This window comes from Enterococcus sp. DIV0660C, assembly GCF_017316125.1.
GTDB lineage: Bacteria > Bacillota > Bacilli > Lactobacillales > Enterococcaceae > Enterococcus_B.
Window position 1 is genome coordinate 49,718 of sequence record NZ_JAFLWA010000019.1, and the last position, 17,036, is coordinate 66,753.

Here is a 17,036-nt window from a genome sequence, read left to right on the forward strand (position 1 = left end):
GTAATGAACACCCAAACACAAAGCACAAGATGCTGCTTAAGGAAGGGTTGCTATGGGAGTTCCAAAAGAAGGAGAGTTTGTCACGATCCAAAGTTACAAACACGACGGCAAATTGCATCGAACGTGGCGTGATACCATGGTATTAAAAACAAGCGAACACTCAATGATTGGCGTGAACGATCACACTTTAGTTACCGAGTCTGACGGTCGGCGTTGGGTAACGCGAGAACCAGCAATTGTGTATTTCCACAAAAAATACTGGTTTAATGTAATAGCAATGATTCGTGAAAAGGGGGTTTCCTATTATTGTAATCTAGCTTCACCTTTTTTATTAGACGATGAAGCCTTGAAGTATATCGACTATGATTTAGATATCAAGGTATTTCCTGATGGAGAAAAACGTTTGTTAGATGTTGATGAATATGAAATGCACAGTAAAATCATGCATTATCCTAATGACATCGACTTCATTTTAAAAGAGAATGTGAAGATTTTAGTTGACTGGATCAATAATGAACAAGGACCTTTTTCTGAAGGCTATATTGATATTTGGTATGATCGTTATAAGCAATTGTCGCGAAAGTAAAACAAAAAAGAACAGCAGGCTAGAGAAAAAATTCTTAAGCCCGCTGTTTTTTTATTGCTGTGACATTTTCTTTCGCATATGTAGATGAGGCATTCCTGCATCTTCAAATGGTTCGCCATAAATTTCATAGCCTAGCTTGGAATAAAAATTCACAGCAGTTTCTTGAGCACCTAAAAGAATGGTGTTGTAGCCTTGATTTTTAGTGAATTCTTCTGCTTCCTTCACTAAGTAATTTCCTAAACCTTGTTGGCGAAAATTTTGAAGGATCGCCATTCGTTGCAACTTCATTTTTCCATTGTCTAATGGCAGTAAACGAACTGTCCCACATGGTTCTTTTTTTTCAGAATAAAGGACAAAATGAATACATCTTGCCTCATCTTTATCGATTTCTCGTTCAAGCGGAACGCCTTGCTCAACGACAAATACCTGATGTCGAATGCGAACAGCATCTAAATAAATCCCACTTAACGTATCTCTTGTTTGTACGATTTTCATTCTACAATCACCTCTTATTGTTTTTTAGTATACTGGAAAGCTTCTGAAATGAAAAGTCGTGATAATCATTCCAGAAAAAAGAAAAGTTAGAGAAGAATTTTCAAACGAGATGCGCTATACTATAAAAAAGAGAAAAGGAGGAAATCGATTGTTTGAAAAACTGAGAAATTCCAAATTGATGTTTTGGTCTTTTGAATTATTGATCTTGGCTACATTGATTTTGGTTTCTTCAAAAATCAATTTTATATTTGAACCCATTGGGACATTTTTTTCAACTTTATTTGCGCCAGTTTTAATTGCTGGATTCTTGTATTATATTTTGAATCCTATTGTTAAACTGCTGATGCGAATAAAAATCAAACGAACCTGGGCAGTCGTGCTTGTATTGCTGATGCTACTGACAGCAATTATTTGGATTTTACTGAGTGTGATCCCAAATCTGGTACAACAAATTTCTTCATTGGCTTCAAACATGCCTGACTTCATCAAACAAGTTGAAAGCTGGTTAAGAGAAATGGCAGAATGGCCGATTTTTAAAGAAGTGAATATCAGCAAATATTTAGACCAGTTAGATATTTCTTATGGTCAGATCATTCAACAATTTTTAAGTGGAATTTCTTCTAGCCTAGGCTCGATTGTTGGAACAATTGCTTCAGCAACGATTGTGATCGTGACGGCACCATTTATTTTGTTCTATATGCTAAAAGATGGCGAAAAACTAGTACCCAATATTGAGCGCTTTTTCCCAGAAAAACGGAGAAGTCAAATCGTCGAGTTACTAGGTCAATTGAACCAGACATTAGCCAACTATATTAGTGGTCAAGCAATAGAATGTTTATTTGTTGGTACGTTTACCTTCCTAGGATATTTTATTTTGGGTATTGATTATGCCTTTTTATTCGGGGTGATTGCAGGTTTGACCAATTTGATTCCTTACTTGGGTCCTTATTTAGGATTAGCTCCGGCCTTCTTAGTGACGGTTTTCAATGAACCATTTAAAGCATTGCTTTGTTGTATTGTTGTGCTCGTCGTTCAACAACTAGATGGAAATATCATTTATCCAAACGTTATTGGAAAATCATTGAAGATTCATCCATTAACAATTATTATTGTTTTGTTAGTTGCCGGAAATATTGCTGGACTACTAGGAATCTTCTTAGGTGTACCTTTTTATGCGATTTGTAAAACAATTATTTCTTATGTTATCAAAATCGTTAAGGAAGATCAGCGAAACGAAAGTACGAAGAAAATCGCAACGACACCATAAGACCTGCACTACTGTTTTTATTGCAAAGAAAATTGCTTTGTGATACCATTTTAACGTGGCTACCTAGCCACGTTTTTTTCTATCGTAAACTAAAAAAAAATTTAACTTAACAAGGAGAGAATGCGATTATGAATGCTGACCCTGAGAGTCAGTCGCTGTTAGCGCAGATTTTATTATTGATCGTTTTGACATTGATCAATGCTTTTTTAGCTGCTTCAGAGATTGCGGTTGTATCTATCAATAAAAACCGGGTTGAACAAAAAGCTGAAGAAGGAGATACAAAATCACAAAAACTTTTGAAAATATTGCAAGACCCTACCAACTTTTTATCTACGATCCAAGTTGGGATCACGTTGGTCAACATTTTATCTGGTGCTTCTTTGGCCAATACGTTGTCTGAGAAACTTGCGCCAGTATTGGGTGGCAGTGCAGCAGCAAAAAATCTTGCTAGTGTGATTGTTTTGGCAATTTTAACTTATGTATCGATTGTTTTTGGTGAACTTTATCCAAAACGAATCGCTTTGAATAAATCTGAAGAAGTGGCACAATTAACTTCTGGTTTTATTCGAGCAATCGGTGTGGTAGCAAAACCATTTGTGTGGTTGTTGTCTGCTTCAACTAGTTTGTTAGCCCGAATCACTCCGATGACATTTGACGACGAAGACTCAAAGATGACTCGAGACGAAATGCGTTATATGTTGGAAACAGAAGGTGTCTTGGATAATGAAGAGCTAGAAATGTTGCAAGGTGTTTTTTCTTTAGATACGAAAGTTGCGCGAGAAGTGATGGTACCTCGAACGGATGCTTTTATGATCGACATCAATGATTCCGTTGAAGATAATATCAATGAAGTTTTGTCCGAAAACTATTCTCGAATACCTGTCTACAACGAAGATAAGGATAAAGTAATCGGGATTCTTCATACGAAAAACTTATTAAAAGCTGCTCATAGATTTGGCTTTGCTAACTTAGAGATTCGTAAAATCATGCAAGAACCATTGTTTGTTCCGGAAACGATTTTTATTGATGATTTGTTGTATGAATTGAAGAAAACACAAAATCAAATGGCCATTTTACTTGACGAATATGGTGGCGTAGTAGGTTTAGCAACTTTAGAAGACTTGCTAGAAGAAATCGTCGGTGAAATCGATGATGAATCAGATGAAGTCGAAAACCTTTATGAAAAAGTAGCAGAACATGAATATATCATTCAAGGACGGATGCTGATCGACGAATTCAATGAAGCGTTTGACACAGATCTTCACATGAGCGATGTCGACACGATGGCTGGTTACTTGATTACAGCGTTAGGATTGATTCCTGATGAAGGTGAAAAGCTTTCATTTGATGTGGATAACGTGACTTTGATTTCAGAAGAAATGGAAGGATCAAGAATTTTAAAAATTCGTGTGCAATTCCATGATCCAGAAGAAGTCGAAATAGAGCCAGAAGAGGAACGTCGTTATTTTAGAAAAGAGTTCGAAGATGACGAGCTTAGAAGATAAAATGAAGGGAAGCTGTGATGAAAGTCACGGCTTCTTTTTGAATTTATCCACTCACTGACTGTTTCATTCAAGAAATACATGATATACTAATCTAGTTGTAAGACGAGACTATTAGGTATTCGCAGAAACAGTAAATAAATGATGAAGAAACGGAGTTAATCTATGAACAAGGAATTAAAACAACAAGTTGATAATCGCCGAACATTTGCGATTATTTCCCATCCGGATGCGGGGAAAACGACGATTACTGAACAATTACTTTTGTTTGGTGGTGCAATTCGCCAAGCCGGTACGGTCAAAGGGAAAAAAACAGGGAACTTTGCTAAATCTGACTGGATGGAAATCGAAAAGCAACGTGGGATCTCAGTTACCAGTTCAGTGATGCAACTGGATTACAAAGGAAAACGTGTCAATATTTTGGATACACCGGGACACGAAGACTTCTCTGAAGATACTTATCGAACATTGATGGCTGTCGATAGTGCAGTGATGGTAATTGATAGTGCAAAGGGGATCGAAGCACAAACAAAAAAATTATTTAAAGTTGTCAAAAAACGTGGTATTCCGATTTTTACTTTTATCAATAAACTCGATCGCGATGGTCGCGAACCACTTGAACTACTTGAGGAACTAGAAGAATTATTAGATATCGAGTCTTACCCAATGAACTGGCCAATTGGGATGGGAAAAGGATTGGAAGGCTTGTATGATATCTACCATAATCGTGTAGAATTTTACCGTCCTGAAAACTATAACGATGAGCGTTTAGTTGAACTAGATGAAGATGGCTTATTGCCAGACAATCATCCATTGACTCAAAATTCAATCTATTCACAAGTATTAGAAGAAGTCGAGTTAGTTAAAGAAGCTGGCGATGCTTTCAATGCGGAAAAAATTGCACGTGGTGATCAAACACCTGTCTTCTTTGGTTCAGCGTTAACGAACTTCGGTGTGCAGACATTTTTGGAAACATTTGTAGACTTAGCACCCTCACCCCATGGACATAAAACTCGGGATGAACAAGTCATTAGTCCCTATGAAGAAGAATTTTCAGGGTTTGTCTTTAAGATTCAAGCAAATATGAATCCTGCACATCGTGATAGAATTGCTTTTGTGCGAATTTGTTCAGGAACATTTGAACGTGGGATGGATGTTTTTTTAGAACGTACAAGTAAAAAACTAAAATTAAGTAATGTTACCCAGTTTATGGCAGATGCACGGGAAAACGTCGAAAATGCAGTAGCAGGTGATATCATTGGGGTTTACGACACCGGAAATTACCAAATTGGAGATACTTTGTATGAAGGAAAATTGAAAGTTGCTTATGAAGAACTACCTTCATTTACACCAGAATTGTTTATGAAAGTCACAGCGAAAAATGTGATGAAACAAAAATCTTTCCACAAAGGAATCCAACAATTGGTTCAAGAAGGTGCGATCCAGTTATACAAAACTTATTTGACTGAAGAATATATTATTGGAGCTGTAGGACAACTTCAATTTGAGGTTTTCCAATACCGGATGATGAATGAATACAATTCAGAAGTTATCATGACACCTATGGGGAACAAAATTGCTCGTTGGATCAATCCAGAAGATTTGGATGAAAAGATGAGTTCCAGTCGAAATATTTTAGCACGTGATCGTTTTGATCAACCGTTATTCTTGTTCGAAAATCAATTTGCGATGCGTTGGTTCAGTGATAAATATCCAGATGTTGAACTGAAAAGTTTACTATAAAAATTGCTGATAAATCAGCTTTAAATAATAGAAATGCTACACCAATAAAAAGTCCTTCTTCATCATGTTTTGATGAAGAAGGACTTTTTTGTTTGAACTAACCGAAACATTCCCGTGCTAGAATGAAATAAATAATCAAAGTATAAAAGAACTGCGTTTTGATTGGATACACAGAATAAAAATGTGTGAGGTGCTCAAATATGATTCGGAAAAGAGATCATTTTTTTTAGAAATCGCCAATTTATAGAATGATCGTAGTTGTTACGATAGTCGCAGCAGGTGAAGCTTTGTTCGACCTGATTAATCATCGCTTTTTATTTCGTAACATGCGAACAACATACACATTTTTATTGCTCTTTGCAGGGATGTCGCTTGTTTCAAAACTCCGTTTGCCAAACTGGCTACTGTTCATCTTGGTCTATTTGATTTTCTTTAGTATTTTTAGTATTGAAATGTTTTTCGATCATAGTTATGTTGACTATACTTCTTTCATGGTCATTGGTGGAATCACTCTGTTGATAGCAACGATCGTAACGATTGGTGCAGTAAAAATCAAAAGTCGGGGACACCGCTAATATAAGTGATTGAAAAAGCCTTAACTTAATGGATCAAAAGAAATATTTAACTAAAAGTTGTTATAAAAAAGTCCAATTATGATGGGCTTTTTTTGTGTAATTGAAATGGTCACAAGCAATCTTTTTTTTAGAATATAAAATGAGCAAATGAAAAACAACTTTCGCTTATGATTCAACTTTTTGTAGTTGACGTCTAAAAGAAATTCTAGTATCATCAATATGAACGTTGTTCATGTTGAAGGAGGAAGAGTAATGAATAATGCTGTTAGCTCAAAAGAAGCACTGATCAGCTATTGCAAAGAAATTGTGAAAGAGCAAGGAATTCAGGCGGTCAATATCCGTTCTTTAGCAAAAAAAAGCGGCATCTCTGTTGGCGCTGTTTATAATTATTTCCCTTCAAAAAGTCATTTACTGTCTGCAACAATTGGAAGCATTTGGGCGGAAATCTTTCATTTGTCTGAAACATCTTTCGACTTTGATAACTTTCTTGACTGTTTAGCAGCTTTGTTAAAAAGTATCGAAGAAGGGAAAAAAACGTATCCTAATTTTTTTACGGCACATGCGTTAGTTATGCCCGTGGAAGATCAAGCAATGGGTTCAGAATTGATGGAAACTTATTGGAACCATATCAAGCAAGGCATGCTCCAGGCATTACAAAAAGATTCACAGGTTCGAGGCAATGTGTTCAATCATCACTTATCGATGGAAGAATATGTTGATTATATATTTGAGCTATTTCTTTATACGATGATTAGCGAAAAACAACACGAAAATTTATTACAACTCATCCGCAACTCAATTTATTAGTAAAAAATTTAAAGCAAAATGAACGTTGTTCACAAGGAGTACTTATGGTAAAAAAAACACAATTATTATTAATTGCAAGTTTAGTTTGGCTATTTGCAGGTTTTAATGTCGCAAAGATTGGAATAGATGCTTATCAAAGTTATGTTGAAATAGTGAATATAAGTGTATCCACTTTTGTTTTTTTGATCTTTTGGTTCATGGTATTTGGACCTTTGGTAAAAAAACATACCCAAAGAATCAGCGAACTGAACGAAGAAAAGCAGTTCTTTTTAAATTTTTTTGATGCCAAATCATTTAGTATCATGGCAATCATGATTCTTGGAGGCCTTGGTATCCGAAAGTTTCAGCTATTACCTGAGCAATTTATTGCTATTTTTTATAGTGGTCTGGGATCTGCATTGTTTTTGGCAGGTATCGTTTTTGGGTATAACTACTTTAATACAAATAGAAAGTGAGCAGAAAATATGAAAAAAGTGATGAATACAGCAATTGTTTATTTTGTTCTAGCAATGAGTAGCGGTGTTTTTTATCGAGAAATTACCAAGTTGAATGATTTTACGGGGCAAACTGTTTTGGCAGTTGTCCATACTCATTTATTTGCTTTGGGAACAGGACTCTTTTTATTGATGGCAGTTTTTTTAAAACTGACACATATGGAAGAAAATAAACTGTACAAAAAGTTCTATCTATTGTATAACATTTCTTTTCCTTTGATGATTGTAATGATGGTTGTTAGAGGGATGCTCCAAGTTCAGCAACGAGTGATTTCTACGAGTATGGATGCAATGATTTCTGGAGTTGCAGGCTTATCGCATATTGGAGTCGCAGTGGCATTGTTGATGGTGTTATTAGCAATAAAAAAAGAAATACTTAATGAAATGTAGGAAGAAGGAGAAATGTAGATGTCAACTTTATTAATTGCCGCAATTAGTTGTATGGTTTTAGCCTTAACATTTTATACGATTGGAGTATTTGCCGAAAGAAAAACAGGTATATTGTTGAACTGGCACGCGTTGATTTTCTGGTTTGGTTTTGTTTTTGATACTGCTGGAACAACGATTATGAGTAAAATTTTTGGTCGTGGTTTTACTTTTAACTTACATAGCGTAACAGGATTAATTGCATTATTATTAATGGCTTTCCATGCAATTTGGGCAACAATTATTTTGATCAAAAAAGACGACAAAGCCAAGCAGACATTTCATCGATTTAGTTTATTTGTTTGGATCGCATGGTTAGTTCCCTTTGTTTTAGGTATTTTTATTGGGATGAATCAATAAGGAGTTTTGTCAAAAAAGTATAAGAAATAAAAAACAGTATTAGAGGGGGAGATAAAAAAATCTCCTTCTCTTTTCTATTCTTTAAAGGTTGAATTCATTAGTTAACAAGCGACAAATAGCGCACTTTTTTGTTATGATTTTATCAAGAATAGACTTCAAGGAGTGATTAAGAATGGCGAGGCCGAAAAAGAAGACAGATCTGATGTTCCTTGCGGAGGAACAATTTGTTGCATTGATGGAGTTGGTAAATACGTTGACCGAAGAGGAACAGAAGGCACCATTTACTTTTGACGAAGCATTTTTGTCCAAGAAAAAAGAACAACATTGGCGTCGAGATAAAAATATCCGAGACGTTCTTATTCATTTATGTGAATGGCATCAATTGCTCGTAAATTGGGTGAAAAAAAATCAAGCTGGTCAAGAAGTTTCATTTCTACCATCACCGTATAACTGGCGAACGTATGGCGAAATGAATGAGGCATTTGTTGAAAAGCACCAAACCACTTCTCTGGAGCAAGCAAAAGATTTGTTGAAGCAGAGTCATCATGAAGTGATGACGGTAATCAATTCTTTTACAAATGAAGAATTATTTGTAAAAAATCAGTTAAGCTGGACAGGAAATTCGACATTAGGTAGTTATTGCGTCTCTTCGACTTCTAGTCACTATGAGTGGGCAATAAAAAAAATCAATCAACATATCAAAAATAAGCAATAAATTTGATATTTAAATGTATTAAACTACTTCATTCATGAAAAATCGACTAAAAATGTCTAGCTAAAATCAAGTATAGTCACTGACAAAAGAGTAACCTGTTAATGAAGTTAGGAGGAAAAGATGTTTCAAAACTTAAACAAACTAATTGATTATATCGAAGAAAACTTAACAGGCGAACTTTTGTTGACTGAAATTGCTCAACAGATGAGGTTTCTGACTCTCATTTAAAACGAACTTTTTCATTTGTTGTTGGCATGACTTTAGCGGAATACATCAAAAATCGAAGACTGGCATTAGTAAATCAAGACTTGATTTCAGGGGGGAGAGTTACTGAAGTTGCATTTTGTTATGGGTATCAGACAGTTGAAGGTTTTTCAAGAGCTTTTCGAAAGTGGAGTGGTTATTTGCCTTCAGAGATTAGAAAAATAGAAATCCAAAAATCTTTTCCTAAACTTTCATTTTATATTGAAGTAAGAGGAGGAATTTCGATGGAATTCAAAATTGAAAAGCAACTGGTAGGTGTGTCTAAGCGTGTATCCATCCAGTTTTGAGGGAGAAAAACCAAAGAATTGTTGAATTGGCACAATCAATCACCAAAAAACAGCGGGAAGAGATGCACCAATTAGGTGACCTATATTCTCACCAAGTAGTAAATGCTTCTTATCATTTTGATGAGGGAAGATTAGCAGAAACAAGAAGGTTGGCCCCTATGATTGGCTGGACAAATGATCAAGAGAATTTGGCTAGTGAAATCTGGTTAGTAGTTACCAAAAAATAAGCAATGATTAATAAGTGTGAGATTGATACCAAGGACATTAAAATTTTGTTACACAAGGTTGGGATGAATTTAAATTCCAACCTTTTTATTTTGGTTTAATCGAATAAACCGACGAGATAGAATCAATTACTATAAAATAAATTGGAACTCACACAATCACAATAGTAAAAAATATTTCTTGATTTTTTACTAGGAATAAGAGTATTGATTTTTTTATACGATTTCTCAAAAAAAATTTAAAAAGAAAAAAATTTTTTCTTTTTTGCGTATATAAACTTAAAAAAGGAAAGTGAGGTGGAAAATAATGGAGACAGAGTGGCAAAAACGAGAACGAAAATTGAAGAAAAAAACGGAGATGTTAAGACTGTGCCGACTATTGGATATTGAAAATTGGGATCAAAATCAGGCAATCAGTAGCGAAATCAAAAAAATAGTTAGCGGAGTAACTCGAAAGCCAGAAGTTAACAATCAAAAGGATATGAAAAGTCAAAAAGAACAAAGCTTCAAAGAAACAAAAAAATCAAGAGATAAGCCGAATGTTGTAAAAGAAAATCAGTGAGAAAAGAATCGACTAGCTACCATTATATGTATACATGAATGGTAATATAGAAAAACATGATTATCTCAAATTAAGAAAAACAGAAAAAATAAGCCTGATCAATAAGAATTGATGAACAATTCAAGTAGATCAGGCTTATTTTTTAATTATATGCTAATTCTTGTCCCAATGGTTGTTTTGGAATAGAAATCTCAACCATACCTTCAAGTTCGATAACTGTGATGTCTTCTTTGCGATAGTCTGCGTCATGGAGTTTATTCAAGAAGTATTTTTGTACTTCTTGAATTTCATTTTGGCGGATATTTCGCTTATGATTCACTAGCAAAATTTCATTGTGTCCAGGTGCTTCAGTATAGACAACTGTGGTATTTCCCATGCTATAAACTTTGACCATATGTGCGTCGGTATTTTCTAATTGATTTAATACAAGGCGTGAATGGCTATTCGTCACGTTTACTAATTTCATGGCGCTCACCTCTCTTCTTTACGCATAAGTACATAAGTAACAGAATTATTTACCTAATTATAATTTTTTTCTCATAAAATGAAAAGTAATTTGCATTGTTATTTGAAAATAAATGAAGAAGAAAAGCCGAACTTTCTAAGAAATTTGTAAAACAAATGGAAGAAAGCTCGACTTCTTTTTCGAGTGAATACTGCAAAAATTTTTAGTTGCTGACTATTCGGCAGTTTCAGAGTTTGATTCTTTTGCCAAACGTTCAGGTTTCGATGTAATAACGATTCGGTTTTCTTTATCTAGTTTGGCTTTCAAGTCATGAATGGTTGGATGATCTAGATAAAATTCCGCGATTCCGTCTTCAATTTGTTCTTGGATTGTGCGACGAAGTGGACGTGCGCCCATGGATGGATCATATCCTAGATCAACTAATTTTTCTTTGACATTTTCTGGTACTTCAATATGAAGTTGTTGTACTGCTAACATATCATTCACATCGTTCAGCATTAAAGTAACGATTGACATCAAATCTTCTTTTGATAAAGCACTGAATTCAATGATACCGTCAAAACGGTTCAAGAATTCTGGTGTGAAATAATTGTTTAATTGATTCAAGACAGAACGAGTAACGCCTTCTCTCGCTGCACCAAAACCAACATTTGCTTCCACTTTACCTGTGCCAGCATTACTTGTCATAATGATGATCGTATCTTTGAAGCTGACTGTCCGACCTTGTGCATCTGTCAAACGACCATCATCCAAAATTTGCAAGAACATGTGTAAGACATCTGGATGTGCCTTTTCAACTTCATCAAGCAAGATTAGGCTATATGGATTGCGGCGGACTTTTTCAGTTAATTGACCTGCTTCTTCATAACCAATATAGCCAGGAGGGGAACCAATCAATTTTGATACGCTGTGTTTTTCCATGTATTCAGACATGTCGAAACGAATCATTGAATCCTCAGAACCAAATAACTCGAAAGCTAACTGTTTAGCAAGTTCTGTTTTTCCAACACCAGTAGGTCCAACAAATAAGAATGAACCAATTGGGCGGTCTTTTTTACTTAAGCCGACACGATTACGTCGAATCGCTTTTGCAACGCGTTCAACCGCATTGTCTTGACCGATAACGTGTGCTTTCAAATCCGTTGCAAGATTTTTAAGCTGTGTTTGTTCTTTTTCTTTTAATTCGCCAACGGGAATGCCTGTGCGTTGTTCAACGATTTTTTCCATATCTTTTTCTGTGATGACGGGTGTTTCTTCATCAGTGATTTGTTTTTCTTTCATTTTTTGCAGTTTATTGATTTGATCACGGTAATAAGCTGCTTTTTCAAAGTCCTCTTCATTAGAAGCCTGTGTTTTTTGTTTTTCAGCTTCTTGTAATTTTTTATCAATCGTTTTTGGATCAACGATTTGAATAGTTAAGTTTTTCTTTGAACCAGTTTCATCTAATAAATCAATTGCTTTATCAGGTAAAAAGCGATCTTGCACGTAACGATTAGATAAAACAGCAGCAGCTTTGATTGCTTCATCAGTATATTTTACATGATGATAGTCTTCATAACGTTTTTGTAGACCTTTTAAAATACTGATTGTTTCATCAACAGTTGGTTCATCGACGCGGACAGGTTGCATCCGACGTTCGAGTGCAGCATCTTTTTCAATAATTCGATATTCATTCAAAGTCGTAGCACCCACCATTTGAAGCTCGCCACGAGCCAAAGCAGGTTTTAAAATATTTCCAGCATCCATGTTTCCATCGCCAGCAGCACCTGCACCGACGATCTCATGAACTTCATCAATAAATAAGATGACATTTTCTGCTTGTGTGATCTCTTCAATCAATTTTTGCATGCGTTCTTCAAATTGACCGCGAATGCCAGTTCCTTGAACTAAAGAAACGACATCCAGACGAATGACTTCTTTGTCCATCAGTTTTTGAGGAACATCACCATCAACGATTTTTTGCGCTAATCCCTCAACAACTGCTGTTTTACCAACACCAGGTTCACCAATTAAAACAGGATTATTTTTTGTTCGGCGGTTGAGGATCTCAACCACGCGTTTAATTTCTTCATCACGACCGATGACTGGATCGATGTCACCTTGGCGAGCTTGCTCGGTAATATTAATGCCATATTCTCCAAGTAAACCTTCAGGATTTCCTTGTGGGGGTTGTCCACCGTTGAAATTATTTCCACCACCGAATTGAGTAGGTGGTGTTTGTTCATAACTATTTCCTTGTTGTTGCATTTGATTAGACATTGAACGGAATAGATCGTCAAGACTACCAAATCCAAATGGATCGTTTTGGGCCATGTTTGTCAGACCTCCATTTTTTTGATTTTTGATTTTTTGATAACAGCTCTGGCAATAATCTAATTGCGCACGATGTCCGTTAACTGTTGCGTATAAATGAATCGTTGCTTCATTTTTGCCACAATTTTGACAAAGCATGTGTTGTTCACGTCCTTTCACAAAATGGGTTGCATCTTTATTTTACAACGCATATTTCAAGAGGTAAAAAGAAAACACTTATCTTTTTTCCAATTATTAGTTAGTTGAGAAGGTAAGGAAAGTCTATTGACCATTTCTGACCTTTGAATTTATTATACTAAAAAAAAGAAGAGAATCAACTATTTTTACTCGAATCAATTCTGTATTTAAATTAGCGTAATAAAGGCATGTCTAGTAGAAAGGATGTTTGAAGCTACATAACAAGTTTTGTTCTTTTTATTAAGAAGGTAGGGAGTAAAAAATTTGTGTGATTTGTCAAAAAAAAAGAAGATAAAATACTTGGTAATTGTTGGAAACGCAATCAATGGACGAATGCGAAAGAGTAAATCCAATAACGAAAAGAAAAGAAGTTTAAATAAAATACTTTTCGCTGAATTTGAATGAAAACTGTTGTATCTGTCGACAAAAAATGGTAATCTTTACAAATGAAAGGGTAAAGCTTTATTAGAAATCTTCTGGATTGCTAAAAAAGAAAACCCTCACATAAAAACAACACTCACTTAAAGGAGACCGATCAATATGGAAAAGAAAGAATTTCACGTAGTAGCAGAAACTGGGATCCACGCACGTCCAGCTACATTATTAGTACAAACAGCAAGCAAATTTAACTCTGATGTAAACTTAGAGTATAAAGGTAAATCAGTAAACTTGAAATCTATCATGGGCGTTATGTCTTTAGGTGTAGGTCAAGGTTCTGACGTTACAATTACAGCTGAAGGTGCTGACGAAGCAGACGCTATGGCAGCTATCGTAGAAACAATGAAGAAAGAAGGCTTATCTGAATAATGGTTGAAATGCTAAAAGGGATTGCCGCTAGTGACGGTGTAGCCGTTGCAAAAGCTTACCTGCTAGTTCAACCGGATTTATCATTCAGTAAGACAACAGTAGAAGATACAGATGCTGAAGAAACTCGTTTAGATGCGGCATTATCAAAATCTACTGAAGAATTGCAACAAATTCGTGAAAAAGCAGCGCAAAGCTTAGGTGAAGCAGAAGCGCAAGTATTTGATGCTCATTTGATGGTTCTAGCAGACCCAGAAATGATTGGTCAAATCAAGCAAAATATTAAAGATAACAGTGTGAATGCTGAATCAGCTCTTAAAGAAGTAACTGATATGTATATTGGCATGTTTGAAGCTATGGATGACAACGCTTATATGCAAGAACGTGCTGCTGATATTCGTGACGTTGCAAAACGTATTTTAGCGCATCTATTAGGTGTGAACTTGCCAAATCCTTCAATGATCAATGAAGAAGTTGTCGTTGTTGCCCATGATTTGACACCAAGTGACACAGCTCAATTAGATCGTACATTCGTTAAAGCTTTTGTGACTGATATTGGTGGACGTACTTCTCACTCTGCGATTATGGCTCGTTCTTTAGAAATTCCAGCAATCGTTGGAACAAAAGAAATCACTGCTAAAGTAAAAGAAGGCCAAATGTTGGCTGTTAATGGTATCGAAGGTGACGTCATCATCGAACCAACAGACGAACAAAAGGCTGAATTTACTAAAGCAGGCGAATCTTATGCTGCACAAAAAGCAGAATGGGAAAAATTAAAAAATGCTGAAACAGTTACAGCTGATGGCAAGCATTTTGAATTGGCTGCAAATATCGGAACGCCAAAAGATTTAGTTGGTGTTCATAACAACGGTGGAGAAGCTGTTGGTCTTTATCGTACAGAATTCTTATACATGGATTCTCCAGACTTCCCTACAGAAGATGACCAATATGAAGCTTATAAAGCTGTCTTAGAAGGTATGGAAGGTAAACCTGTTGTTGTTCGTACAATGGACATCGGTGGGGACAAAGAACTGCCTTACTTACAATTACCACACGAAATGAACCCATTCTTAGGGTATCGTGCACTACGTATCAGCTTGTCTGAACAAGGTGACGATATGTTCCGCACACAAATGCGTGCATTATTACGCGCCTCTGTTCATGGTAACTTGCGTATCATGTTCCCAATGGTAGCTACTTTGAAAGAATTCCGTGCAGCAAAAGGAATCTTTGAAGATGAAAAACAAAAATTAATCAATGAAGGCGTGGAAGTATCTGATACGATCCAAGTCGGAATTATGATTGAAATTCCTGCTGCAGCTGTTATTGCTGACAAGTTTGCTAAGGAAGTTGACTTCTTCTCAGTAGGTACAAATGACTTGATCCAATATACTATGGCTGCTGACCGCATGAACGAACGTGTTTCATATCTATATCAACCTTACAATCCATCAATCTTACGTTTAATTAAAAACGTAATTGACGCAGCACATGCTGAAGGCAAATGGGCTGGAATGTGTGGAGAAATGGCTGGAGATCAAACAGCCGTGCCTCTATTAGTTGGTATGGGCTTAGATGAGTTCTCAATGAGTGCAACATCTATCCTCAAAACACGTAGCTTGATGAAACGTTTAGATACAACGAAAATGGCTGAACTTGCTGATCGCGCGTTGAAAGACTGCGATACAATGGAAGAAGTCGTTGAGCTTGTAAATGAATACGTAAAATAAGTTTGATTGTTAAGTGTTAGAAATTTCGCTAATTTAGTGAGATTTCTAACACTTTTTTGTTTTCTCAAAATCGAATTAGTTTTTTCAATTGAATCGCTTACTTTTAAAGTTGTTGAAAAATAGGGCTTAAGTTTGAGTGACAGTTTCATGGCTATGTTATACTATAGAGGAGAAGGGGGACGTAAGGTGAAAGTATTATTATATTTTGAAAGTGAAAAAATACTTGCAAAATCTGGGATTGGACGTGCGCTTGATCATCAAAAGCGTGCTTTGTCAGATGTAGGGATTCCCTATACCTTAGATACCAATGACGACTATGACATTTTGCACATTAATACTTATGGTATCAATAGTCATAATATGGTTAACAAAGCACGAAGAGATGGCAAAAAGGTTGTTTATCATGCACATTCGACAGAAGAAGACTTTCGCAATTCGTTTATTGGATCTAACCAATTATCTCCTGTCGTCAAAAAATATCTAGTGAGTTTGTACCAAAAGGCAGACTATTTGATTACACCTACGCCATATTCTAAAAGGTTATTGGAAAGCTACGGAATTGAAGTTCCCATTCGTGCGATTTCCAATGGGATTGATTTAGATAAATATCAACCGGATCTTACGAAAGAACAAAAATTTAGAGAATATTTCGATTTATCTCCAAATCAAAAAGTAGTGATTTGTGTTGGCTTATTTTTTGAACGAAAGGGAATCATTGACTTCGTTGAAATTGCTAGAGAAATGCCTGAGTACACATTTATTTGGTTTGGTCATGTACCGATGTACTCGATCCCTAAAAATATTCGAAAAATCGTCAAAGAAGATCATCCAAAAAATGTTATATTTCCTGGTTATATTCGTGGAGATGTCATTGAAGGTGCTTATTCTGGTGCAGATTTGTTTTTCTTTCCTTCCTATGAAGAAACGGAAGGAATCGTTGTTTTAGAGGCGTTAGCAAGTCAACAAAATGTTTTAGTTAGAGATATTCCAGTTTATGAAGGCTGGTTACAAGATGGTAAAAACTGTTATATGGGACGAACGAATCAAGAATTTATTGAGAAAATCAGACAAATAACTGAAAAAGAGATTCCAAGTTTAGTGCAAGCTGGCTATAAAACAGCTGAGGAGCGAAGCATCGGGCGAATTGGCCAAGAACTTCAAAAAGTTTATGAAACGGTGTTGGAGGAACAAGGAACACCTTTAGAGGTTAAAAAAAGTAAATCAATGAAAAGGTAGTTT

17 protein-coding genes and 1 pseudogene are annotated in these 17,036 nt (G+C 35.7%); 15 read left to right on the forward strand and 3 right to left on the reverse strand.

Annotated features, from left to right (window positions below):
- The first annotated feature begins 52 nt into the window (after positions 1-52).
- Positions 53-586, forward strand: a complete 534-nt coding sequence (locus DOK81_RS05305) for a DUF402 domain-containing protein (RefSeq protein ID WP_206899103.1) — start codon at positions 53-55, stop codon at positions 584-586.
- A gap of 51 nt (positions 587-637) precedes the next feature.
- Here DOK81_RS05305 and DOK81_RS05310 read toward each other — a convergent pair whose 3' ends face one another.
- Positions 638-1,081 carry a GNAT family N-acetyltransferase gene (locus DOK81_RS05310; RefSeq protein ID WP_206909107.1) on the reverse strand — a complete coding sequence of 148 codons (444 nt, stop codon included), beginning with the start codon at positions 1,079-1,081 and terminating at the stop codon, positions 638-640.
- Between the two features lie 148 nt (positions 1,082-1,229).
- On the opposite strand from DOK81_RS05310, the gene DOK81_RS05315 reads away from it, so the two are divergent.
- From DOK81_RS05315 to DOK81_RS12280, 11 genes and pseudogenes are all read left to right on the forward strand, one after another.
- Complete coding sequence (locus DOK81_RS05315; RefSeq protein WP_242589908.1) at positions 1,230-2,348, forward strand: AI-2E family transporter; 1,119 nt, start codon at positions 1,230-1,232, stop codon at positions 2,346-2,348.
- Between the two features lie 128 nt (positions 2,349-2,476).
- A complete protein-coding gene (locus tag DOK81_RS05320) occupies positions 2,477-3,853 on the forward strand; it encodes a hemolysin family protein (protein WP_206909109.1) in 1,377 nt (458 codons plus the stop codon).
- Between the two features lie 162 nt (positions 3,854-4,015).
- Positions 4,016-5,593: a peptide chain release factor 3 gene (locus DOK81_RS05325; RefSeq protein WP_206909111.1), complete on the forward strand. Its 1,578-nt coding sequence runs from the start codon at positions 4,016-4,018 to the stop codon at positions 5,591-5,593.
- Between the two features lie 248 nt (positions 5,594-5,841).
- Positions 5,842-6,168: a hypothetical protein gene (locus DOK81_RS05330; RefSeq protein ID WP_206909113.1), complete on the forward strand. Its 327-nt coding sequence runs from the start codon at positions 5,842-5,844 to the stop codon at positions 6,166-6,168.
- A 252-nt stretch (positions 6,169-6,420) separates the two neighbouring features.
- Positions 6,421-6,975 (forward strand): TetR/AcrR family transcriptional regulator, encoded by a 555-nt coding sequence (locus DOK81_RS05335; protein ID WP_206909115.1) that lies wholly within the window; start codon positions 6,421-6,423, stop codon positions 6,973-6,975.
- 44 nt (positions 6,976-7,019) lie between these two features.
- Positions 7,020-7,430 carry a hypothetical protein gene (locus DOK81_RS05340; protein WP_206909117.1) on the forward strand — a complete coding sequence of 137 codons (411 nt, stop codon included), beginning with the start codon at positions 7,020-7,022 and terminating at the stop codon, positions 7,428-7,430.
- A gap of 9 nt (positions 7,431-7,439) precedes the next feature.
- A complete protein-coding gene (locus DOK81_RS05345; protein WP_206909119.1) occupies positions 7,440-7,859 on the forward strand; it encodes a DUF2871 domain-containing protein in 420 nt (139 codons plus the stop codon).
- A gap of 18 nt (positions 7,860-7,877) precedes the next feature.
- Entirely contained in the window at positions 7,878-8,255 is a 378-nt protein-coding gene (locus DOK81_RS05350; protein WP_206909121.1) for an HsmA family protein, read from the forward strand.
- A gap of 172 nt (positions 8,256-8,427) precedes the next feature.
- A complete protein-coding gene (locus tag DOK81_RS05355) occupies positions 8,428-8,970 on the forward strand; it encodes a ClbS/DfsB family four-helix bundle protein (RefSeq protein ID WP_206909123.1) in 543 nt (180 codons plus the stop codon).
- A 120-nt stretch (positions 8,971-9,090) separates the two neighbouring features.
- Positions 9,091-9,652, forward strand: a pseudogene (locus tag DOK81_RS12435) (AraC family transcriptional regulator); the annotation flags it as partial.
- 400 nt (positions 9,653-10,052) lie between these two features.
- Entirely contained in the window at positions 10,053-10,307 is a 255-nt protein-coding gene (locus DOK81_RS12280; RefSeq protein ID WP_242589911.1) for a flagellar motor switch protein, read from the forward strand.
- A 142-nt stretch (positions 10,308-10,449) separates the two neighbouring features.
- Here DOK81_RS12280 and DOK81_RS05370 read toward each other — a convergent pair whose 3' ends face one another.
- Complete coding sequence (locus DOK81_RS05370) at positions 10,450-10,773, reverse strand: DUF1827 family protein (RefSeq protein ID WP_206909125.1); 324 nt, start codon at positions 10,771-10,773, stop codon at positions 10,450-10,452.
- Between the two features lie 213 nt (positions 10,774-10,986).
- On the reverse strand, positions 10,987-13,224 hold the full coding sequence (locus DOK81_RS05375; RefSeq protein ID WP_206909303.1) for an ATP-dependent Clp protease ATP-binding subunit: 2,238 nt from the start codon (positions 13,222-13,224) through the stop codon (positions 10,987-10,989).
- Positions 13,225-13,803: 579 nt separating this feature from the next.
- Between DOK81_RS05375 and DOK81_RS05380 the strand changes: the two genes are divergently transcribed.
- From DOK81_RS05380 to DOK81_RS05390, 3 genes are all read left to right on the forward strand, one after another.
- Entirely contained in the window at positions 13,804-14,070 is a 267-nt protein-coding gene (locus DOK81_RS05380; protein ID WP_002287602.1) for a phosphocarrier protein HPr, read from the forward strand.
- Positions 14,070-15,797, forward strand: a complete 1,728-nt coding sequence (ptsP, locus tag DOK81_RS05385; protein WP_206909127.1) for a phosphoenolpyruvate--protein phosphotransferase — start codon at positions 14,070-14,072, stop codon at positions 15,795-15,797. Before DOK81_RS05380 ends, ptsP begins: the two co-directional genes overlap by 1 nt.
- Positions 15,798-15,983: 186 nt before the next feature.
- Complete coding sequence (locus DOK81_RS05390; RefSeq protein ID WP_206909129.1) at positions 15,984-17,033, forward strand: glycosyltransferase; 1,050 nt, start codon at positions 15,984-15,986, stop codon at positions 17,031-17,033.
- The last annotated feature ends 3 nt before the right edge of the window (positions 17,034-17,036 follow it).

Coding starts and splice junctions, on each gene's coding strand:
- DOK81_RS05330 (WP_206909113.1), top strand. CDS start 5,842: ATGATCGTAGTTGTTACGATAGTCGCAGCAGGTGAAGCTTTGTTCGAC.
- DOK81_RS05325 (WP_206909111.1), top strand. CDS start 4,016: ATGAACAAGGAATTAAAACAACAAGTTGATAATCGCCGAACATTTGCG.
- DOK81_RS05335 (WP_206909115.1), top strand. CDS start 6,421: ATGAATAATGCTGTTAGCTCAAAAGAAGCACTGATCAGCTATTGCAAA.
- DOK81_RS12280 (WP_242589911.1), top strand. CDS start 10,053: ATGGAGACAGAGTGGCAAAAACGAGAACGAAAATTGAAGAAAAAAACG.
- DOK81_RS05345 (WP_206909119.1), top strand. CDS start 7,440: ATGAAAAAAGTGATGAATACAGCAATTGTTTATTTTGTTCTAGCAATG.
- DOK81_RS05320 (WP_206909109.1), top strand. CDS start 2,477: ATGAATGCTGACCCTGAGAGTCAGTCGCTGTTAGCGCAGATTTTATTA.
- DOK81_RS05375 (WP_206909303.1), bottom strand. CDS start 13,224: ATGCTTTGTCAAAATTGTGGCAAAAATGAAGCAACGATTCATTTATAC.
- ptsP (WP_206909127.1), top strand. CDS start 14,070: ATGGTTGAAATGCTAAAAGGGATTGCCGCTAGTGACGGTGTAGCCGTT.
- DOK81_RS05355 (WP_206909123.1), top strand. CDS start 8,428: ATGGCGAGGCCGAAAAAGAAGACAGATCTGATGTTCCTTGCGGAGGAA.
- DOK81_RS05380 (WP_002287602.1), top strand. CDS start 13,804: ATGGAAAAGAAAGAATTTCACGTAGTAGCAGAAACTGGGATCCACGCA.
- DOK81_RS05310 (WP_206909107.1), bottom strand. CDS start 1,081: ATGAAAATCGTACAAACAAGAGATACGTTAAGTGGGATTTATTTAGAT.
- DOK81_RS05350 (WP_206909121.1), top strand. CDS start 7,878: ATGTCAACTTTATTAATTGCCGCAATTAGTTGTATGGTTTTAGCCTTA.
- DOK81_RS05370 (WP_206909125.1), bottom strand. CDS start 10,773: ATGAAATTAGTAAACGTGACGAATAGCCATTCACGCCTTGTATTAAAT.
- DOK81_RS05340 (WP_206909117.1), top strand. CDS start 7,020: ATGGTAAAAAAAACACAATTATTATTAATTGCAAGTTTAGTTTGGCTA.
- DOK81_RS05305 (WP_206899103.1), top strand. CDS start 53: ATGGGAGTTCCAAAAGAAGGAGAGTTTGTCACGATCCAAAGTTACAAA.